Raw genomic sequence first — 19,254 nt, 5'->3', positions numbered from 1 at the left:
GTGAAGGAGGGCCTCGCAATGGCATTCGGCAAAGGTTGTCACCTGCATCTGATCGACGGCTCGGCCTTCATCTTCCGCGCCTATCACGCGCTGCCGCCGCTGACGCGCAAATCCGACGGGCTGCCGATCGGGGCGGTCTCGGGCTTTTGCAACATGCTCTGGAAATATATCGAGGACGCCAAGGGTTCGGACGCGCCCACCCATGCTGCGGTGATCTTCGACAAGGGCAGTCATACCTTCCGCAACGACCTTTACGATCTCTACAAGGCCAATCGCGAAGCGATGCCAGAGGAGCTGCGCCCGCAGATCCCGCTGACCCGGGAGGCAACCAAGGCGTTCAATATCGCCTGCGAGGAACTTGCGGGCTACGAAGCCGATGACATCATCGCGACTCTCTCGCGTCAGGCGCGCGAGGCGGGCGGGCGCGTGACGATCATCTCGTCCGACAAGGATCTGATGCAGCTCGTGGGCGGCGGCGTCCAGATGTTCGACGCGATGAAGAACCGGGCGATCGGGGTCGAGGAGGTCGAGGCGAAGTTCGGCGTCGGCCCGGAGCGCGTGATCGACGTTCAGGCGCTTGCGGGCGACTCGGTCGACAACATCCCCGGCGCGCCCGGGATCGGCGTGAAAACGGCGGCGCTGCTGATCAACGAATTCGGCGATCTGGAAACGCTTCTCGCCCGCGCGGAAGAGATCAAGCAGCCCAAGCGGCGCGAGACGCTGATCGAGAAGGCCGATCAGATCCGGTTGTCGAAGCGGCTCGTGACGCTCGACGAGCAGACCCCGATCGAGTTCACCCTCGACGATCTGGAACTGCGTGAGCCAGATCCCGACCAGTTGATGGATTTTCTCAACCGGATGGAGTTCCGCACGCTGACCCGGCGTGTGGCCGAGAAATTCGGCACCGAGCCGCCACCCGTGCCCGAGGTTTCGGCAGTGCCTGCGAGCCACGACGAACCGGCGCAGGAGATCGAGCAGCCTGCCTTCGAGCCTGACAGCTACACCTGCATCCGCGATGCAGGTGAGCTTGCGAAATGGCTCGACGAGGCGCGCGCGAAAGGCTGGGTTGCGGTCGATACCGAGACCACCTCGCTCGACGAGATGCAGGCCGAACTGGTGGGCGTCTCGCTTTGCATCGAGGCGGGCAGGGCCGCCTATATCCCGCTGGGGCACAGCTCGGGCGGCGACGACCTTTTCGGCGGCTCCGAGCGTGTCGCGGGCCAGATGGATTTCGATGAGGCGTTGACGCTCCTGAAACCCGTGCTCGAAGATCCGGCGATCCTGAAGATCGGGCAGAACATGAAGTATGACTTCAAGATCTTCGCCCGCCACGGCATCCGCGTGGCCCCGATCGACGACACGATGCTGATGAGCTACGCGATGTTCTCGGGGCTGCACGGCCACGGGATGGATGCGCTTTCGGATCGCTATCTCAACCACCAGCCGATCCCGATCAAGGAGCTGATCGGGACAGGGAAAAGCCAGGTCACCTTCGACAAGGTCGAGATCGAAAAGGCCACCCGCTACGCCGCCGAGGATGCCGATATCACCCTGCGCCTGTGGCAGCTGTTCAAGCCGCGCCTGCATCGCGAGCACGTCACCACCGTCTACGAGACGCTCGAGCGTCCGCTCGTGCCGGTGCTGGCCGATATGGAGATGGCGGGGGTGAAGGTCGACGCTTCCGTTCTGGCCCGCATGTCCAATGCGTTCGCGCAGAAAATGGCGCAGCTCGAAGACGAGATCGGCCAGATCGCAGGCCAGCCCTTCAATGTCGGCTCGCCCAAACAGTTGGGCGAGATCCTCTTCGACACGATGGGCGTCGAGGGCGGCAAGAAGGGCAAGACCGGTGCTTACGGCACGGGCGCCGATGTGCTCGAGGACGTGACCACGATGGAGGACACCAACCCGCAAGCTGCGAAACTCGCTGCCCGCGTGCTCGACTGGCGCCAGATCTCGAAGCTGAAATCGACCTATACGGATGCGCTCCAGACCCATGTGAACCCCGAGACGGGCCGCGTGCATACGTCCTATGTGATCTCGGGGGCCAATACCGGGCGCCTCGCGTCGACCGATCCGAACCTGCAGAATATCCCCGTGCGTTCGGAAGAGGGGCGCCGCATCCGCGAGGCTTTCGTGGCGCGCGAGGGCTGCAAGATCGTCTCGCTCGACTATTCCCAGATCGAGCTGCGCATCCTCGCCCATGTCGCAGACCTGCCGGAGATGCGCGAAGCCTTCAAGGAGGGCCTCGACATTCACGCGGCCACCGCCTCCGAGATGTTCGATGTCCCGCTCGATAAGATGACGCCCGAGATCCGCCGTCAGGCGAAGGCGATCAATTTCGGGGTGATCTACGGCATTTCCGGCTTCGGTCTGGCGCGTAACCTGCGCATCCCCCGCGCCGAGGCCCAAGGCTTCATCGACCGCTATTTCGAGCGCTTCCCCGGTATCCGCAAATACATGGACGACACCGTGGCCTTCGCGAAGGAACACAAATTCGTCCAGACGCTGTTCGGCCGCAAGATCCACACGCCGGACATCATCGCCAAGGGCCCCTCAGCAGGTTTCGCCAAACGCGCCGCGATCAACGCGCCCATCCAGGGCGCGGCCGCCGATATCATCCGCCGCGCGATGGTGCGCATGCCCGAGGCGATCGAGGGGCTTCCGGCGAAAATGCTGCTCCAGGTTCATGACGAACTGATCTTCGAGGTCGAGGACACGGCCGTGGAGGACCTGATCACCGCCGCCCGCGCCACGATGGAAGGGGCGGCAGAACCTATGGTGAAGCTCTCGGTGCCGCTGGTCGTCGATGCGGGGCAGGGGGCGAGCTGGGCCGAGGCTCACTGAGCCGCGGTCTGGCGCACGAGCCTGTTGGTCACGCGCCGCGCGATCGGCGCGACGATCAGCACCGCCGGATAGGCCAAAGCCCAACTCGAAAGCCAGCTCGATGCCCAAAGCGCGGCGAAATTCTCGACCAGCCCCGCCGCGCGCAAGGTCGCAATGCCCGAGACCAGCAGTGACATGATCCCCGAGAGGATCAGGCTGAAGATGAAATGTGCATAGCGGGCGGGGATCATCGGGTCACCTCTTGAGCGCTCGGAGCGGGAAGCTCTCATTTTGGTGAAGGCGGCGTGAGGGGCAACGCACAAACCCGTGTGAGGATCCGCGCAGAACGCCGCGAACGCATTGACCTCGCGGGCGTGCAATGTTGAGACTGCGGGAGCCTTCGGCGGGGATATTTTGGCCAACTCGAATGAAGCGCCTATGCTTCGCCTTGGCTCAAATATCCCCCGCGGAGCGTCCCACCGCGCCACAGGCGCAGAGGATAGAGAAAGACGTAGATGCCCCACGATCACTCCCACCATCATCTCGACGAAACTGCGAGTGACAATCGCGTGCTTTGGGCCGTGGTCGTCAATGTGGTGCTCACATTCGCGCAGGTCGCGGGGGGCGCGATCGCGGGCTCGATGGCGCTGATCGCGGATGGGGTGCATAATTTCTCCGATGCTGCGGCGCTGGTGCTGGCTTTCGGGGCGCGCAAGCTCGCGCGGCGCGGCGCGGATGCGGCGATGAGCTTCGGCTGGTCGCGTGCCGAGGTCGTGGCCGCTTTCGTCAATTACATCGCGCTGATCCTGATCTCGATCTGGCTGATCGTGGAAGCCGTGGGCCGGATGATCCACCCGCCGCAGGTCGATGGCTGGATCGTGGTCTGGCTGGCGACGCTCGCGCTGGTGATCGACCTTGCGACCGCCGCGCTGACCTATGCGCTCTCGAAGCACAGCCTCAATATTCGTGCCGCCTTCCTGCACAACCTCGCCGATGCGGGGGCCTCGGTCGCGGTCATCATCGGTGGCGTGGTGATCCTGCTCTATGACTGGCGGCTGGTCGATCCGATCCTGACGATCGGGATTTCGGTGTTCATCCTCTGGCATGTGTTCACCGATCTCAAACCGGTGCTGCGCATCCTGATGCTTGGCGCGCCGCCCGAGAAGGATTGCACCGAGGTGCGCGTCGCGCTGGGCGCGGTCGAGGGCGTCGAGAGTGTCCATCACGTCCATCTGTGGCAGATCGACGAGCGCCGGATCTCGGTCGAGGCGCATCTGGTGCTGGCGGAGGGGCAGGATTATGCGCCTGTGATCGCGCGGGCGAAGGGGATGCTGGCGCATCGCTTCGATATCCACCACGCGACGCTGGAGCCCGAAAGCGCGGTCTTGGGCTGCGCCGATCATCCGGCGCATTGAGGGCTCAGGGTCTCGGCAACCAAGCCAGCGTTTCACGCGTGTCCGACTGCGGTGTATATTCGGCCGAGGCATGGCCCGCATAGCCCTCGGCATCGAGGGTCGCGAAAAAGACGGCAAGATCGATCTCGCCCGACCCCGGCCCGCCGCGTCCTGGCGCATCGGCGAATTGCACATGCACCGCGCGGTGCCCGTGCTCGGCCCAGGTTCCCGCCACGTCCTCGGTCAGCATCTGCGCGTGATAGGCGTCGAATTGCAGATGCAGGTTGGGCGCGCCGACCTCCTCCAGAACCTCGGCCGCCAGATCGAAGCTGTTCAGGAAGTAGTCTGGCATGTCGATCGGGTTGATCGGTTCGATGGTGAGAGAGCGCTTGGGCGCACGCGCGGCGGCCCATTTCAGGTTCTCGACATAAGTCTTGCGCGCGACCATCCCCTCGGCCTTGCCTGACATGATGTGGATATGGCGCGGCTTGAGCACATCGGCGAAGCGAATCGCCCGGTCGAAATCGCGCCGGAAGCGCTCCTCGCAACCGGGCACGGCGGCAAAGCCGCGATCGCCGCCCGTCCAGTTCGGCGGCGGCACGTTCATCAGCACGAAGGTCAGATCGTTGCGGATCAGCTCGTGGCGCATTTCCTGCGCCGAGAACTCGTAGGGAAACAGCACCTCGACCGCGTCGAATCCGGCCTGTTTGGCCGCCGCGAACCGCTCGAAGAACGGCAGTTCCGTAAAGAGGAACGTCAGGTTGGCGGCGAATTTCGGCACGTTACAGCTCCGCTTCGGGCAGGATCGGGAAGAAGCTGCCGCAAGAGATCACGCCGAGCCATTCCTGCCCCTCATGTTTGCGGGTGACCGCCAGATCGACGAGCCGGTAGAAGCTCTTGCGGTCGATCAGTGCGTCCAGCCCACGGCGCACATGCAGGTAGGGGCGGGGCTCGCCATCCTCGCTATGTTCGACCCGGATCGCATGGTCTGCATCGGCGAGAACCGCGTCGCCCACATTCGTGGTGAAACGAATCGTCTGGGTGTCGCCGTCACCCTCCACTGTGAAATCGACGGCGATGAAGGGCGCGTCCTCGACCTGGATGCCGACCTTCTCGACCGGGGTCACGAGGAAGTATTTCCCGTCTTCGAGTTTCAGAATCGATGAAAATAATCGCACCAGCGCCTCGCGCCCGATCGGGGTTCCCAGATAGAACCAGGTGCCATCGCGGCGGATCTCCATATCGAGATCGCCGCAGAAGGGCGGATCCCACAGATGCACTGGCGGCGGGCCTTTTTTGCTGGCCTTTTTCGCGGCGGAGGCGAGCCCGTCTGCCGTGGGGGAATGGGCGGAAACTGTCTGTTTGTGATCCGTCATGCGAGTTTTGCCGTTGGTCGGAGCGTGGATATCTGCTTTGCTGGCAAAGATAGGCATCAACGGGGAGATTGTCATGGCCGAGCCCGAAAAGCTGATGGAAGATATCGAGCGCCTTGGCGGCAAGCTCGCGCAGGCGCGGGCCTCGATCGACCGGCGCTTCATCGGGCAGGACCGGGTGGTCGAGCTGGTTCTCGCCGCGATGCTCTCGGGCGGACATGCGCTTCTGGTGGGCCTGCCGGGGCTCGGCAAGACGCTTCTGGTCGAGACGCTCTCGACGGTGATGGGGCTGAACTCGAACCGGATCCAGTTCACGCCGGACCTGATGCCCGCCGATATTCTGGGCTCCGAAGTGCTGGAAACCGCACCCGATGGCAGCCGCGCTTTCCGCTTTCTCGAAGGGCCGGTTTTCTGTCAGCTCCTGATGGCCGACGAGATCAACCGGGCCTCGCCCCGCACGCAATCCGCGCTGTTGCAGGCGATGCAGGAGCGCGAGGTGACCATCGCCGGCCAACATCGCCCGCTTGGCCCGCCTTTCCATGTCCTCGCCACCCAGAACCCGATCGAGCAGGAGGGCACCTATCCGCTGCCCGAAGCCCAGCTCGACCGCTTCCTCGTGCAAGTCGACGTGGATTACCCGGACCGCGAGACCGAACGCTCGATCCTGCTGGCGACCACCGGCGTCGTGGCCGAGGGGGCGCATGCCGTCTTCACCCCCGCCGAGCTGATCGAGGCGCAGGGGATCGTGCGGCAGATGCCGGTGGGCGAGAAGGTCGTCGATGCGATCCTCGATCTGGTGCGCGCCTGCCGTCCACGCGAGGCCGAAGCGCCCGAGTTCATCCGCGGTGCGCTGGCGTGGGGGCCGGGGCCGCGAGCCGCGCAGGCATTGATGCTGACGGTGCGGGCACGCGCGCTGATCAACGGTCGCCTTGCGCCGACGATCGAGGATGTGCAGGCGATGGCGCGCCCGGTGCTGATCCACCGCATGGCGCTGAGCTTCGCGGCGCGCGCCCGTGGCGAGACGCTGGGCGATCTGATCGACCGTGCCGTTGCCGAGATCACCGGGCCGAGCGCTGCCGGGGCTGCCGCTTGAGCGTAACGCCCGATACGGAGGCGCCGGGGGTGATCCCGGCGCTGCGTCTGCGCCGCGAGGCGGAAGGGGCAGCCTCTGCGCTGCCGCCTTTGCTGGTCGCGGCCGAGCATCTGGCGGCCACCGTCCAGATGGGCGCGCATGGCCGCAGGCGGGCGGGCTCAGGTGAGGAATTCTGGCAATACCGTCCCGCCCATGCGGGCGACGAGTTGCGCTTTGTCGATTGGCGGCGTTCGGCGCGGTCGGACAATCAATATGTGCGTGAACGCGAATGGCAGCTCGCGCAATCGGTGCATCTGTGGATCGATGACGCGGCCTCGATGGGGTTCACCGGGGCCGAGACAGGCCGCAAAGCGCGGGTCACGAAATCCGAGCGCGCGCGGGTTCTGGGCCTTGCGCTCGCGGTGCTGATGATCCGGGGCGGCGAGCGGGTCGGGCTGACCGGCCCGCTTGCCCCGCCGCGCCCGGGCCGGGCGCAGCTGATGGAGCTTGCAGGGCTCTTGTCGCGCGCAGGCAGCACGCAGGATTACGGCGCGCCCGAGATCGCGGGCGTCACACCGCAATCGCGTGTCGTGCTGCTGTCGGATTTCTTCGGCGATCTCGGTCCGATCGAGGGGGCTCTGGGCCAGCTTGCCGACCGGGGCGTGTCGGGCGTGATGATGCAGGTGCTCGATCCCGACGAGGAAGCGTTCCCCTATGACGGACGCACGATCTTTCAGTCGATGTCGGGCGCGTTGGTGCACGAGACCCGCAAGGCGGGTGATCTGCGCGCGCGTTACCTCGACCGGTTGGCGGCGCGGCGCGATCAACTGGCGGGGCTTGCGCGCAACGCGGGCTGGCAATTCTCGACCCATCACACGGGCGACCCTGCGCAAGGCGCACTCCTGTGGCTTTACTCCGCGCTTGAGAGGGGGCGGTGATGTGGATGCTCGGCCCCATCGGCTTTACCGCACCCTGGCTGTTGCTGGGGCTGATGGCCTTGCCGGTGATCTGGCTGATCCTGCGTGCGGTGCCCCCCGCGCCGATCCGCCGGAGGTTCCCGGGGGTCGCGCTGCTTCTGGGGCTCAAGGATGAAGAAGTCGAGGCGGCGCGCACACCGTGGTGGCTGCTGGTGCTGCGCCTGCTCGCGCTCGCCGCCGCGATCATCGGTTTTGCCGGACCAATCCTGAACCCACAACGTGCGGTGCCGGGGCAGGGACCGCTGCTGATCGTGGTCGATGGCAGCTGGGCTTCGGCGCGCGACTGGCCGCGCCGGATCGAACGGATGACGACGGCACTTCAGGATGCCCAGCAGGCGGGCCGCCCTGCGGCGGTGATCTCCCTTGCCGATCCGCCGCCCGCGCAGGTTACTTTCTCGGATGCCGGGGCTGTTCTGCAATCGCTGCCAGGGACCAAGCCCGAGCCATGGGCGCCGCAGGCGTTCGACACGGCCAACCTGCCCGAAGGCGGGTTCGAAACGCTCTGGCTCTCGGACGGGCTTGCGCGCGACAGCCGCGCGCCGCTGCTGCAAACCCTTGAAAGCCATGGTCCGGTCAAGGTGTGGCAGCCGCAATTTCCGGTTCTGGCACTTGGCGCGGCCCGGATCGAGGATGGAGCGCTTGTCGTGCCTGCCTATGCCTCCGCCGCCCTGCCAAGCCCGCGCGAGGTGGCTGCGATCGGGCGTGACCCGGCGGGGATCGAGCGCGAACTGGCGCGTGAGCCGCTCGATTTCGCGGACAAGACCGCGACCGAGCTGCGCTTCGATCTGCCGCCCGAACTGCGCAACCGGATCAGCCGCATCGAGATTACCGGGGCGCGCTCGGCCGGGGCGGTCAGCCTGACCGACGACGCGGTGAAGCGGCGCAAGGTGGCGATCCTCTCGGCCGCGCGCGACCGCGAAGGCCTCGAGCTTCTCTCGCCCACCCATTACCTGCATCAGGCGCTTGGGCCCACGGCCGACCTGATCGAAGCCACGCTGGCCGATGTGCTGACGGCCGACCCGGATGTGATCATCCTCGCCGATATGGCCGATCTGCCCGAGCAGTCGAAGTTGCAAGACTGGGTCGAGAAGGGCGGGCTCTTGATCCGCTTCGCAGGACCGCGCATGGCCAATTCCGATCTCGATGCCGATACGCTTCTGCCGGTACAACTGCGCGCCGGGGGGCGCTCGCTGGGCGGCACGATGAGCTGGGGCGATCCGCGCGCGCTGGCGCCCTTCCCGGAGGGCTCGCCTTTCGCGGGGCTTGTGATCCCCGAGGACGTGACGGTCAAGGCGCAGGTCATGGCCGAACCCGCGCCGGACCTGTCAGAGCACACGATCGCCGCGCTGACCGATGGTACGCCGTTGGTGACGCGCGCGAAGATGGGGCAGGGGGCGGTAGTTTTGTTCCATGTGACGGCCAATGCCGAATGGTCGAGCCTGCCGCTGTCGCTTCTCTTCCCGCAGATGCTGGAGCGGCTTGCGGTCTCGGCGCGTCCGGCCGCACCCGAAGAGGCTGATCTGGCGGGGCAAACCTGGGTGCCGCAGAAGCTGCTCGACGGGTTCGGGCGGTTGCAGGATGCCGGCGATGCGCCGGGGGTACCGGGTGAGGATCTGGCCCAGGCGGTTCCGGGGCCGAAGCTGCGCCCCGGCATCTACACAGCCGATGATCGTTCCGTGGCGCTCAATGCCTTGCCGCGCGACGCTGTGCTGTCGCCCGCGACATGGCCCGCGAGCGTCCCCGTCGAAGGGGCGGCGGAACAGCGCGAGATGCCGCTCAAGGGCTGGCTGCTCGCGGCGGCGCTCGCGGCGCTTCTGATCGATATCCTCGCGACGCTCGCGCTCTCGGGCAAGCTTTGGGGGCCGCGCGCAATGAAAGCCGCCGCGATGATCGGTGCAATGATCTTCGTGGGTCTCGCGCCCCCTCAGGCGCGCGCGGAAATGGACCCGGCCCGGGCGATCGAGGCTGCCTCCAATGTGGTTCTTGCCGCTATGCCCACCGGCGATCCCGAGATCGACCGGGTCTCGATGGCGGGGCTAACGGGGCTTTCGGGAGTGCTCAATCGTCGCACCACGGTCGAGCCTTCCGAGCCTATGATGGTCGATCTCAAGAATGACGACCTCGCGGTCTACACCTTCATCTACTGGCCGATCACCGCAGATCAGCCCGCGCCCAGCCCGATGGAATATGCCAAGCTCAACCGTTACCTGCGCGGCGGCGGAATGATCCTGTTCGACACCCGCGACGCCGATATCGCGGGCTTCGGCGAGGCGACCCCCGCCGGTAAGCGCTTGCAGGCGCTGGCCGCACCGCTCGATATCCCGCCGCTTGCGCCGATCCCGGACGATCATGTGCTCACCCGCACGTTCTACCTGCTTCAGGATTTCCCGGGCCGCTATGATGGCACGATCTGGGTTGAAGCCCCGCCCGCCGATGCCGAGCGCGCCGAGGGCATGCCGTTTCGCAATCTCAATGACGGAGTGACGCCGGTGGTGATCGGCGGCAATGACTGGGCAGGCGCCTGGGCGATCGACGCGCGCGGCATGCCGATGTTCCCGGTCGGGCGCGGCCGTACGGGAGAGCGCCAGCGCGAGATCGCGGATCGCTTCGGGGTGAACCTGGTCATGCATGTGCTGACCGGTAATTATAAATCCGATCAGGTCCATGTGCCCGCGCTTCTCGAAAGGCTCGGGCAATGAACGGGTTGTCGGTGATTTTCGCGCCGCTGCTGCCTTGGCCCGTGATCTGGGTCGGGGGCGGGGTGGCGCTGGTGCTGCTGGCGCTGGCATTGTGGCGGGGGCTGCGCGGCTGGGCATTGCGGGCTCTGGCCGCGCTTGTGCTGCTCGCGGCGATTACGCAGCCCTCCCTGCAACGCGAAGAGACCGCGCCCCTTTCCGATATCGTTCTGTTGATCGACGACCGGTCGGCGTCGCAGCGGCTCTCGGACCGGGCGGATCAAACCGATGCGGCGGTCAACGCGCTTCAGGCGCAGCTGGCCGCGATGCCCAATATCGAGACCCGCCGCGTCAGCGTGCATGATGGCGCCGACAATGCGGGGACGGAACTTGGTGCCGCGCTGGCCGAGGCGCTTGCCTCCGAGCCGCGCGCCCGGGTGGCGGGTGCGCTGATGGTCACCGACGGGCAGGCACATGATGCAGCTCTTGCACCCGTGCTTCCCGCGCCGTTGCAGGTGCTTTTGACGGGCAAGCGGTCCGACTGGGATCGCCGCATCCTGATCGAGACCGCGCCTGCTTTCGGTATCATCGGCGAGGAGACCGCGATCCGGCTCAAGATCGAGGATATGGGCGATGTGCCTGCGTCGACCGGCGGCACGGCCCAGATCACCATCTCGATCGATGGCAAGGACCCCAAGAGCTACACCGTGCGCACCGGGCGTGATCTGGAACTGCCGTTGACGCTCGATCACGGGGGGCAGAACGTGGTGCAATTCTCGCTCGCGCCCGTCGAAGGCGAGTTGACGGATCGCAACAATGTCGCCACCGTGCAGATCAACGGCGTGCGCGACCGGCTGCGGGTGCTGCTGGTTTCCGGCCAGCCCCATGCGGGCGAGCGCACCTGGCGCAACCTGCTGAAATCCGATGCGGGCGTGGACCTCGTGCACTTCACCATCCTTCGCCCGCCGGAAAAACAGGACGGTGTGCCGGTCTCGGAGCTGTCGCTCATCGCCTTCCCGACGCAGGAGCTGTTTGTCGACAAGATCGACGAGTTCGACCTGATCATTTTCGACCGCTACGGCGCGCGCGGCATCCTGCCCTCGGCTTATTTCGAGAATATCAAGGATTACGTTGAACGCGGTGGCGCGATCCTCGTGGCCGCCGGGCCGGAATTCGCGACTGTCGAGAGCCTGTTCCAGACCAGCCTCGGGGATATCATGCCCGCCCGGCCGACCGGCCGGGTGATCTCCGAAAGCTTCCTGCCGCGCCCGACCGATATTGGTCTGCGCCATCCTGTGACCGCGGGGCTCAAGGGTGCGCCCAAACCAGAAGGCGAAGGCGACGATACAGGTCCCCATTGGGGCCACTGGCTGCGCCAGATCGAGCTCGCCAATCCGACGGGCGAGGTCGTGATGTCCGGGGCGGAGGGCAAGCCGCTTCTGGTGCTCTCGCGGGAGGGCAAGGGGCGGGTCGCGCTTCTGGCGTCGGATCACGCCTGGTTGTGGGACCGTGGTTACGACGGTGGCGGGCCGCAGCTCGAATTGCTGCGCCGGATCGCGCATTGGGAAATGAAGGAACCCGAGCTTGAGGAAGAGGCCCTTTTCGCCGAGATCGAGCCCGGGTCCCTCTCGATGCAGATCGTCCGCCGCTCGATGGAAGAGAGCGTGCCGCCGGTGACGATCACGCTGCCCGATGGCTCGACGCAGGAGATCACGCTGAACGAGACCGCGCCGGGACGTTTCACCGCTCGTTGGAGCGCGCCCGAGGCTGGGCTCTACCGCCTCAAGGATGGCGATCTGGAGCGCGTCGTCGCGATGGGTCCGGCCTCGCCTCGCGAATTCGAACAGACCATCGCCAGCGCTGACCCGCTCGCCGCTGCGATCGCGGGCTCGGGCGGTGGCGTGACGCGGCTCGAAGATGGCATCCCGCGTATTCGCGAGATCCGTGCGGGACGTCCCTCGGCAGGGCGCGGCTGGATCGGCATCACCCCGCGCGGGGCGACAGCGACAACCGATATTCGCGTCCAGCCCTTGCTGCCGGCTTGGGCGTGGCTGCTGCTCGCAGCGCTTCTGACCGTCAGCGCCTGGCTTGTCGAGGGCCGCAATCGGCGCGGGGAGGGCGGGGCCGCCGCTTGATCCGCGGCGGCTGCAGCAGATGAGGGGATTGCCCGACAAGTCCTTCGCGTGTAGCAGATGTTAGCGGTATCGGCCCAAAGATAAGACGGAGGAGACCCCGATGATCCTGAGCTGCGGCGAGGCACTGATCGACATGCTCCCGCGCGAAAGCGCCCAAGGCGAGGCGGCCTTCGCGCCCTATCCGGGCGGGGCCGTATTCAACACCGCGATCGCATTGGGACGGCTGGGCGCGCGTTCGGGCTTTCTCTCCGGCCTCTCCGAGGACCTTTTCGGCCAGATGCTGATCCGTTCGCTCTCGGATAGCGGCGTCGATGCGGGGCTTGCGGTGCGCTCGGACCGGCCCACGACGCTGGCTTTCGTGACGCTCACCGACGGCCATGCGAGCTACGCGTTCTATGACGAGAACACCGCGGGCCGGATGTTGAAGATCGAGGATATGCCCGGGATCCCGGCCGATGTGACGGCGATGTTCTTCGGGGGGATTTCCCTGCCGGTCGAGCCATGCGGGGCGGCTTACGAGGCACTGATGCTGCGTGAGGCCAAGACCCGCGTGACGATGATCGACCCGAATATCCGTCCCGGTTTCATCCGCGACGAGGCCGCCTATCGCGCGCGGCTCGACCGGATGATCGCTGCGGCCGATATCGTGAAGGTCTCGGACGAGGATCTGCGCTGGCTGGAAGGGCCGGGCGCGATTGCGGATCTGGCGCGGGGGCTGCTGCGCAAAGGGCCGAAGCTTGTCTTCATCACCGAAGGCGCAACCGGCGCGCATGGATTTTCCGCCGAGTGCGAGATCTTCGTGCCTGCGCGCAAGGTCGAGGTCGTCGATACCGTTGGTGCGGGCGATACGTTCAACGCGGGCGTTCTCGCCGCGCTGGATCGGGCCGGGGCGCTCGACAAGGGCCGGATCGCGCGGGCGGATGAGGGGCTGATCTCTGACTGTCTTGAGCTTGGCGTCAGGGCGGCCGCCGTCGTGGTCAGCCGCGCAGGCGCGAACCCGCCCTGGGCGGAGGAACTCGCATGAGGGCTTTGATACAGCGCGTCTCGGAAGCCTCTGTCACCGTCGACGGAAACCGCATCGCCGAGATCGGGCCGGGCCTTCTGATCCTCGCCTGCGCGATGCAAGGCGACGACGAGAAAACCGCCGAAAAGCTGGCCGAGCGCATCTCGAAGCTGCGCATCTTCAAGGATGACGCCGACAAGATGAACCGCGCGGTGGGCGATATCGGAGGGGCCTGTCTGGTGGTCAGCCAGTTCACGCTGGCCGCCGATACCTCGCGCGGCAATCGCCCCGGCTTTTCCAGCGCAGCGCCGCCCGAGATCGGCAATCGTCTCTATGAGCATTTCGCGGCCCATCTCGCGGGCCTTGGCCTGCCGGTTCAGACCGGAGAATTCGGGGCGGATATGAAGGTGGCCCTGCTCAATGACGGGCCCGTCACGATCTGGATGGACAGCGCTGACCGGCCATAGGCCTCAGATCAGCGTCCCTTCCTCGAGCTTCAGCTTTACTTCGAGCAGCACTTCCTGAAGCGCCTGCGCCTCTTTGAGCATGCGTTTGGCCTCGTTGAGGCTGATCGTGCCGTCGGCGATCGAAGCGTGATATTCGGCCATCAGCATCGCGAAACGCTGGCTGAGCGCGACGACGTCGGAATTGATATTGCCCTCGGAGGAGTTACGCTTGGATTCCTTCCAGCTCACGGTGATGCCCGACAGATCGGCCAGCGCCACCGTCACATGCGGGAATTCGGCTTCGGCCTCGAGCCGGGCGACCACGTCGATCGGCATGAAGCGATCGCCGTTTTCGGGATCGTTCGAATAATAGCGCCCGAGAGTGGCCTTCGACTTGCCACAGAGCGCCGCGGCCTTCTCGATGCCGATGTCCTTCACCAGCGCTTCGCTGTGCTTCTTGAGATAGCTGCCGATGTGATCGCCCATAGCGCGCCTCCAGGGGGGAAAGCCGTTTGCGCTTTCCCCTTAGCCCCCGCGACGAAATTTGTCACATCATAAGTGTTAGGAAATGCGGGATTTCCCGCCTGTAGAGTACGAGTTCGCCCTGGAACCCCCTAACTTCCCGGGGCGGCGGGCTTCGCCGACGGAGCACAGGCCGTCTGGCGAAGCCTTGCCGTACTTTACGGCTTTGGCTAAGCCAAGGCATGGCCAAGCTCTATTTCCATTACTCCACCATGAATGCGGGCAAGAGCACGATCCTCTTGCAGGCGTCCTACAACTACATCGAGCGCGGGATGCAGACCTTGCTCGTCACGGCGAAGCTCGATGACCGGGCTGGGGATGGTCAGATCGCGAGCCGAATCGGGATCGGGGCAAAGGCCTCTTGCTTCACCGGCGAGACCGACATGTTCGAAATGATCAAGTCTCGGCTCGATCGCGGGCCTTGCGCTTGCGTATTTGTGGATGAAGCACAATTTCTGAGCGAGACACAGGTCTGGCAACTGGCCCGTGCGGTCGACGATCTGCGCGTGCCGGTGATGTGCTACGGGCTAAGGGTGGATTTCCAGGGCAAGCTCTTCCCCGGCTCGGCGGCGCTTCTCGCGCTGGCCGACGAGATGCGCGAGGTGCGCACGATCTGCCATTGCGGCAAGAAGGCCACGATGGTCGTGCGCATGGGGGAAGGCGGCCAGGCGTTGCGCGACGGCGATCAGGTTCAGATCGGTGGCAACGAGACCTATGTGAGCCTCTGCCGCCGCCACTGGCGCGAGGCGATGGGCCGCGACTGACCGCCTATTCGGTCGCTATCGGGACGAAGTCCGGGGCGATCACTCCCGACAACGTGTCGAGATATATAGTGCTGCCCGTAATTTCGCGCACGATCGCCTCCACGGCGGGCTCGCCTGTCGCGCCGTCCGCCTTGATCTGGGCGATGGCCTTGTCGAACTGGGTCTTGAAGGCGCGGGTGTCGTAGATCTCGGGCTCACTCTCATAGACCGCGACCATGCCGTAGCGCCGCACGCAGACCTCGCCGATGTCGCAAGGGGTGCCCTGAAGGCGGACGATCCATTTCTTCGAGCCGATCAGGACGGCGGCGTAGAGGATCGCGGCCAGTTCCGGCTCGACATGTGAGTCGAGCAGGACGTCATGGAACATGCGCTGCGTCTGGAGCCAGCCATAGACCGGCCGCACCGATTTCGAATAGTGGTCATGCAGCACCGCCGCAGGCAGGTATCGCAGCGTCATCGGACCACCCACGAAGGGCTGCGCCCATTGCGGGATCGAGGCGCCGTCGGTGCAATCGCCCTTCACGGTCAGCCAGCCGGTGCCGCTTTCATCGATATAGCCGAAGCGCTCCTGCACCTGCCACGGGCCGGGGAAGGTGCATTCCGCGTCTTTCTTCAGCTTGAGCTGACCCACGAACTTGCCCGAGAGCACAAGGGGTTCCGCACAAGAGGACTGCGCGGTAAGAAAGGGCAGGATCAGGATCGTTCGGACAAAGCGAAGCATCATGGGCACTCCCCCCGCCATCCATTCTGCGGGCGGCGTCATGGGAGTGTAGCACGATGCAGCCGCTTTCGGCGCTTAGATCCGTTCGACGACGACCGAGCCCACCGAATAGCCCGCCCCGAAGGAACAGATCAGCCCGATCTCGCCCGGCTGGAAATCGTCCGAGTATTTCGCGAAGGCGATGATCGACCCGGCCGAGGACGTGTTCGCGTAATCCTGCAGGATGTTGGGTTGCTCATCCGGTTCAGGGTCGCGGCCCAGCACCTTCTTGCCCAGGAAATCGTTCATCGTCTTGTTGGCCTGATGCAGCCAGAGGCGGTGCAGATCGTCCGGCTTCACGCCGGTCTCCGACAGGTGTTCGTGGATGTGTTTGGCCACCATCGGCATCACTTCCTTGAAGACCTTCCGGCCCTCCTGCATGAACTGCATGTCGCGCCGGTCGGCCACGCCATCGGGGCGGGTGCGGCGCAGGAAGCCGTTGTTGTTGCGGATATTGTTAGAGAATTCGGTGGCGCAACGGGTGGAACGGATGAGGAAGCCGTGCGGCGCATCCTCGCGCCGTTCGATCAGCGTCGCGGTCGCGACATCGCCGAAGATGAAATGGCAATCGCGGTCGCGCCATTCCAGGTGCCCGGAGGTGATCTCGGGGTTCACCACCAGCGCGCGGCGAACCGAGCCCGTCCGGATCATGTCGGCGGCGGCCTGAATGCCGAACGTGGCGGAAGAACAGGCCACGTTCATGTCGAAGGCAAAGCCACCCGCACCGAGCAGTTTCTGGATCTCGATCGCGATGGCGGGGTAGGCGCGCTCCATGTTCGAGGCCGCGCAGATCACCAGATCCACCTCTTCGCCGGTGCGGCCCGCCATCGCCAGCGCCTTGTGGCAGGCGTCGAGTGCGATCTCGGCCATGATGCCCGGCTCGTCATCCGAGCGCTGGCGCAGGCGTGGATACATCCGGGTCGGGTCCAGCACGCCGTCCTTGTCCATCACGAAGCGCTGCTCGATGCCAGAGGCTTTCAGGATGAACTCGACCGAGCTGTGATCCTTCGCCTGCACCTCGCCCGCGGCGATGGCCTCGGCATTCTCGGCGTTGAACAGATCGGCATAGGCGTTGAACGCCTCGACCAGTTCGGCATTGGTGATGACATTCTGCGGAGTGAAGACCCCGGTTCCGGTAATGACAGGTTGATGCATCGGCTCCTCCTTGGCAGACCCTCCCGCCAAGGAGGCAAAAGATCAAGCCGTGACGCGGTTCGGAGGTTCCTTGCCGTCGCGAAAGGCGATCAGGTTATCGACCGCCATATGCCCCATCGCGTCGCGCACCTCAAGCGCGGCGGTGCCCAGATGCGGGAGCAGCGTGACATTGTCCATCTCGCGTAGCGCTTCGGGCACGAAGGGCTCGCGCTCGTAGACATCGAGGCCAGCCCCCGCGATCGCGTTCGATTGCAGCGCCGCGATCAGCGCGGCCTCGTCGACGATATCACCGCGTGCAATATTGATCAGATGCGCATGGGGCTGCATTTTCGCGATTTCTGCCGCACCGATCAGATGGTGGGTGGCGGGGCTTGCAGGCACCGCGATCACCACGAAATCGGCTGTTTGCAGCAGTTCGTCCTGGCTGACATGTTGCGCGGGGAAGCCCGGATCGGTGGGCGTGCGCTTGGTGTAAAGCACCTCCATTCCGAAGCCGAAATGGCAGCGCCGCGCGATGGCTGTGCCGATCCGGCCCATGCCGATGATCCCCACCTTCTTGCCCGACACGTGATGGCCGAGGAATTGCGTGGGAGTCCAGCCGGTCCAATCGCCGCGCCGCACGTAACGCTCGCCGGCGCTGGCGCGCCGCGCGCTCATCAGGATCAGCATCATCGCGATATCGGCGGTCGCATCGGTCACGGCGCCCGGCGTGTTGGTCACGGTGACCCCATGCGCTTCGGCTGCGGCCACGTCGATATGGTTATAGCCCACCCCGAAATTCGCGACGATCTGGGCGCGGGGAATATCGGCGAAGGCGCGGGCCGAAAGCTTGTCGCCCAGCGTCACCAGAAGCGCGTCGTAATCGGCAAGCGCCTGATGCGCCTCCTCTTCGGTCATCGGGGCCGAGCCGTTGCGGAAGGTCGCATCGAATTCCTTCGCCACACGGGCTTCGACCTCTTCGGTCAGCTTGCGGGTCACGAGCAGTTTCATCAGAACATCCTCCCGCCGATTGGCACATCCTTGTCGGGCGTCAGCAGCACCACCTCGCCCGCCTCGTCGGGCACGCCGAGCACCAGCGCCTCGGACATGAAGGGACCTATCTGGCGCGGCGGGAAATTGATCACGCCGAAGACGAGTTTGCCAATCAGCTCCTCGGGGGCGTAATGCACGGTGATCTGCGCCGAGCTCTTTTTCACGCCGATCTCGGGGCCGTAATCGACCCAGAGCTTGATCGCGGGTTTGCGCGCCTCGGGGAAGGGCTGGGCGTCGGTGATCCGGCCGCAGCGGATATCCACCTTCATGAAGTCATCAAAGGAGATCGTCATTTCCCGAGCTCCCGGTTGCGCGCGATATTCGCGGCGACGGCGCGGCGCATCAGCGGCGGCATGCCGGTCTCCGGATCCATCAGCACCTCGAGCGCCGCAGCCGTAGTCCCGCCCGGAGAGGTCACGTTCTCACGCAGTTTAGACGGGGTTTCGTCGCTGTCCTCGGCCAGCTGACCCGCGCCGCCGACGGTCGCCTTGGCAAGTCGCATCGCAAGATCGGGGTCGAGCCCTTCGGCCACTCCCGCCGCCGCCATCACCTCGATCAGGTGGAAGACATAGGCGGGGCCGGAGCCCGAGACGCCGATCACCGCATCCATCTGGCCTTCATTGTCGAGCCGGACGACCTGACCCACCGCGCCCATCAGCGCCTCGGCCGTGTCGAGATCGGCCGGTGTCGCATTCGGATTGCCGACGATCGCCGTCACGCCGCGCCCGATTGCGGCGGGCGTGTTGGGCATCGCGCGCACCAGACGGGTCTGGCCGCCCAGCATTTTTTCGTATCCTGCGATGGTGATCCCGGCCGCGACGGTCACGAACAGCGTATTTCCCTGCGCCATTGCCGAGAGCTGCGGCAGCGCATCGGCCATCATCTGCGGCTTCACCGCAACGAGCACGACGGCAGGATTTTCAGGCAATTCGGCGTTCAGATGCACGCCCGCGCCGTTCAGCCAGTCGGACGGGTGTGGATCGACCACCCAGACAGAGTTGGCGGAAAGCCCGCCCTTCAACAGCCCCTGAAGGATCGCGCCGCCCATGCGTCCACACCCCAGAATGACGAGGCCACGGTCGGAAATGTTCTCAAAGCTCATGCTTCCCCCTTTGGTTCGGGG

General features: G+C 65.4%; 18 protein-coding genes. 9 read left to right on the top strand and 9 right to left on the bottom strand.

The window, feature by feature from the left end; genetic code table 11:
• The first annotated feature begins 18 nt into the window (after nt 1–18).
• The gene (gene polA, locus BMG00_RS11595; RefSeq protein ID WP_078529928.1) at nt 19–2,844 is read left to right on the top strand and encodes a DNA polymerase I; all 2,826 of its coding nucleotides are present in this window, start codon (nt 19–21) and stop codon (nt 2,842–2,844) included.
• Here polA and BMG00_RS11590 read toward each other — a convergent pair.
• Nucleotides 2,838–3,074, bottom strand: a complete 237-nt coding sequence (locus BMG00_RS11590) for a DUF2798 domain-containing protein (protein ID WP_078529927.1) — start codon at nt 3,072–3,074, stop codon at nt 2,838–2,840. The two genes, polA and BMG00_RS11590, sit on opposite strands and share 7 nt — an antisense overlap.
• A 264-nt stretch (nt 3,075–3,338) precedes the next feature.
• Here BMG00_RS11590 and BMG00_RS11585 point away from each other — a divergent pair, with 264 nt between their 5' ends.
• On the top strand, nt 3,339–4,238 hold the full coding sequence (locus BMG00_RS11585; protein WP_078574447.1) for a cation diffusion facilitator family transporter: 900 nt from the start codon (nt 3,339–3,341) through the stop codon (nt 4,236–4,238).
• Between the two features lie 4 nt (nt 4,239–4,242).
• On the opposite strand, the gene BMG00_RS11580 is transcribed toward BMG00_RS11585, so the two are convergent.
• Nucleotides 4,243–4,998 carry a hydroxypyruvate isomerase family protein gene (locus tag BMG00_RS11580; protein WP_078574446.1) on the bottom strand — a complete coding sequence of 252 codons (756 nt, stop codon included), beginning with the start codon at nt 4,996–4,998 and terminating at the stop codon, nt 4,243–4,245.
• A 1-nt stretch (nt 4,999) separates the two neighbouring features.
• Complete coding sequence (locus BMG00_RS11575) at nt 5,000–5,593, bottom strand: DUF1285 domain-containing protein (RefSeq protein WP_078574445.1); 594 nt, start codon at nt 5,591–5,593, stop codon at nt 5,000–5,002.
• 73 nt (nt 5,594–5,666) lie between these two features.
• On the opposite strand from BMG00_RS11575, the gene BMG00_RS11570 reads away from it, so the two are divergent.
• The 6 genes from BMG00_RS11570 (at nt 5,667) to dtd (ending at nt 13,919) form a co-directional block, all read left to right on the top strand.
• Nucleotides 5,667–6,683 carry an AAA family ATPase gene (locus BMG00_RS11570; RefSeq protein ID WP_078529923.1) on the top strand — a complete coding sequence of 339 codons (1,017 nt, stop codon included), beginning with the start codon at nt 5,667–5,669 and terminating at the stop codon, nt 6,681–6,683.
• Nucleotides 6,680–7,600, top strand: a complete 921-nt coding sequence (locus BMG00_RS11565; protein ID WP_420604787.1) for a DUF58 domain-containing protein — start codon at nt 6,680–6,682, stop codon at nt 7,598–7,600. Before BMG00_RS11570 ends, BMG00_RS11565 begins: the two co-directional genes overlap by 4 nt.
• Complete coding sequence (locus BMG00_RS11560) at nt 7,600–10,338, top strand: DUF4159 domain-containing protein (protein ID WP_078574444.1); 2,739 nt, start codon at nt 7,600–7,602, stop codon at nt 10,336–10,338. The genes BMG00_RS11565 and BMG00_RS11560 overlap by 1 nt, the downstream gene beginning before the upstream one ends.
• Nucleotides 10,335–12,449, top strand: coding sequence for a hypothetical protein (locus BMG00_RS11555; RefSeq protein ID WP_078574443.1), 2,115 nt, complete (start codon nt 10,335–10,337; stop codon nt 12,447–12,449). The genes BMG00_RS11560 and BMG00_RS11555 overlap by 4 nt, the downstream gene beginning before the upstream one ends.
• A 100-nt stretch (nt 12,450–12,549) precedes the next feature.
• Nucleotides 12,550–13,473: a carbohydrate kinase family protein gene (locus BMG00_RS11550; protein WP_078574442.1), complete on the top strand. Its 924-nt coding sequence runs from the start codon at nt 12,550–12,552 to the stop codon at nt 13,471–13,473.
• Complete coding sequence (dtd, locus tag BMG00_RS11545; protein ID WP_078574441.1) at nt 13,470–13,919, top strand: D-aminoacyl-tRNA deacylase; 450 nt, start codon at nt 13,470–13,472, stop codon at nt 13,917–13,919. The genes BMG00_RS11550 and dtd overlap by 4 nt, the downstream gene beginning before the upstream one ends.
• 3 nt (nt 13,920–13,922) lie before the next feature.
• Here dtd and BMG00_RS11540 read toward each other — a convergent pair whose 3' ends face one another.
• Nucleotides 13,923–14,384 carry a phage regulatory CII family protein gene (locus BMG00_RS11540; RefSeq protein WP_078529918.1) on the bottom strand — a complete coding sequence of 154 codons (462 nt, stop codon included), beginning with the start codon at nt 14,382–14,384 and terminating at the stop codon, nt 13,923–13,925.
• A gap of 218 nt (nt 14,385–14,602) precedes the next feature.
• On the opposite strand from BMG00_RS11540, the gene BMG00_RS11535 reads away from it, so the two are divergent.
• A complete protein-coding gene (locus BMG00_RS11535) occupies nt 14,603–15,184 on the top strand; it encodes a thymidine kinase (RefSeq protein WP_078529917.1) in 582 nt (193 codons plus the stop codon).
• A gap of 4 nt (nt 15,185–15,188) precedes the next feature.
• On the opposite strand, the gene BMG00_RS11530 is transcribed toward BMG00_RS11535, so the two are convergent.
• The 5 genes from BMG00_RS11530 to proC all read right to left on the bottom strand — a co-directional run bounded on the left by BMG00_RS11530 (nt 15,189) and on the right by proC (nt 19,233).
• The gene (locus tag BMG00_RS11530; protein WP_158521714.1) at nt 15,189–15,908 is read right to left on the bottom strand and encodes a DUF1353 domain-containing protein; all 720 of its coding nucleotides are present in this window, start codon (nt 15,906–15,908) and stop codon (nt 15,189–15,191) included.
• Nucleotides 15,909–15,980: 72 nt separating this feature from the next.
• Nucleotides 15,981–17,099: a beta-ketoacyl-ACP synthase III gene (locus BMG00_RS11525; protein ID WP_078574439.1), complete on the bottom strand. Its 1,119-nt coding sequence runs from the start codon at nt 17,097–17,099 to the stop codon at nt 15,981–15,983.
• 42 nt (nt 17,100–17,141) lie between these two features.
• Entirely contained in the window at nt 17,142–18,089 is a 948-nt protein-coding gene (locus tag BMG00_RS11520) for a 2-hydroxyacid dehydrogenase (protein WP_078574438.1), read from the bottom strand.
• Complete coding sequence (locus BMG00_RS11515) at nt 18,089–18,424, bottom strand: tRNA-binding protein (protein ID WP_078574437.1); 336 nt, start codon at nt 18,422–18,424, stop codon at nt 18,089–18,091. The genes BMG00_RS11520 and BMG00_RS11515 overlap by 1 nt, the downstream gene beginning before the upstream one ends.
• Complete coding sequence (gene proC / locus BMG00_RS11510) at nt 18,421–19,233, bottom strand: pyrroline-5-carboxylate reductase (RefSeq protein ID WP_078574436.1); 813 nt, start codon at nt 19,231–19,233, stop codon at nt 18,421–18,423. Before proC ends, BMG00_RS11515 begins: the two co-directional genes overlap by 4 nt.
• Between the last annotated feature and the right edge of the window lie 21 nt (nt 19,234–19,254).

This window comes from Thioclava marina (assembly GCF_002020135.1).
Lineage (GTDB): Bacteria > Pseudomonadota > Alphaproteobacteria > Rhodobacterales > Rhodobacteraceae > Thioclava > Thioclava marina.
Note: the sequence above shows the minus strand (reverse complement) of the source record. Positions and strands in the feature narration are given on the sequence as shown.

Excerpts from the sequence above, each read along its gene's own strand:
- polA (WP_078529928.1), top strand. The coding sequence starts at position 19 with ATGGCATTCGGCAAAGGTTGTCACCTGCATCTGATCGACGGCTCGGCC.
- BMG00_RS11590 (WP_078529927.1), bottom strand. The coding sequence starts at position 3,074 with ATGATCCCCGCCCGCTATGCACATTTCATCTTCAGCCTGATCCTCTCG.
- BMG00_RS11585 (WP_078574447.1), top strand. The coding sequence starts at position 3,339 with ATGCCCCACGATCACTCCCACCATCATCTCGACGAAACTGCGAGTGAC.
- BMG00_RS11575 (WP_078574445.1), bottom strand. The coding sequence starts at position 5,593 with ATGACGGATCACAAACAGACAGTTTCCGCCCATTCCCCCACGGCAGAC.
- BMG00_RS11570 (WP_078529923.1), top strand. The coding sequence starts at position 5,667 with ATGGCCGAGCCCGAAAAGCTGATGGAAGATATCGAGCGCCTTGGCGGC.
- BMG00_RS11560 (WP_078574444.1), top strand. The coding sequence starts at position 7,600 with ATGTGGATGCTCGGCCCCATCGGCTTTACCGCACCCTGGCTGTTGCTG.
- BMG00_RS11555 (WP_078574443.1), top strand. The coding sequence starts at position 10,335 with ATGAACGGGTTGTCGGTGATTTTCGCGCCGCTGCTGCCTTGGCCCGTG.
- BMG00_RS11550 (WP_078574442.1), top strand. The coding sequence starts at position 12,550 with ATGATCCTGAGCTGCGGCGAGGCACTGATCGACATGCTCCCGCGCGAA.
- dtd (WP_078574441.1), top strand. The coding sequence starts at position 13,470 with ATGAGGGCTTTGATACAGCGCGTCTCGGAAGCCTCTGTCACCGTCGAC.
- BMG00_RS11540 (WP_078529918.1), bottom strand. The coding sequence starts at position 14,384 with ATGGGCGATCACATCGGCAGCTATCTCAAGAAGCACAGCGAAGCGCTG.
- BMG00_RS11535 (WP_078529917.1), top strand. The coding sequence starts at position 14,603 with ATGGCCAAGCTCTATTTCCATTACTCCACCATGAATGCGGGCAAGAGC.
- BMG00_RS11530 (WP_158521714.1), bottom strand. The coding sequence starts at position 15,908 with ATGATGCTTCGCTTTGTCCGAACGATCCTGATCCTGCCCTTTCTTACC.
- BMG00_RS11525 (WP_078574439.1), bottom strand. The coding sequence starts at position 17,099 with ATGCATCAACCTGTCATTACCGGAACCGGGGTCTTCACTCCGCAGAAT.
- BMG00_RS11520 (WP_078574438.1), bottom strand. The coding sequence starts at position 18,089 with ATGAAACTGCTCGTGACCCGCAAGCTGACCGAAGAGGTCGAAGCCCGT.
- BMG00_RS11515 (WP_078574437.1), bottom strand. The coding sequence starts at position 18,424 with ATGACGATCTCCTTTGATGACTTCATGAAGGTGGATATCCGCTGCGGC.
- proC (WP_078574436.1), bottom strand. The coding sequence starts at position 19,233 with ATGAGCTTTGAGAACATTTCCGACCGTGGCCTCGTCATTCTGGGGTGT.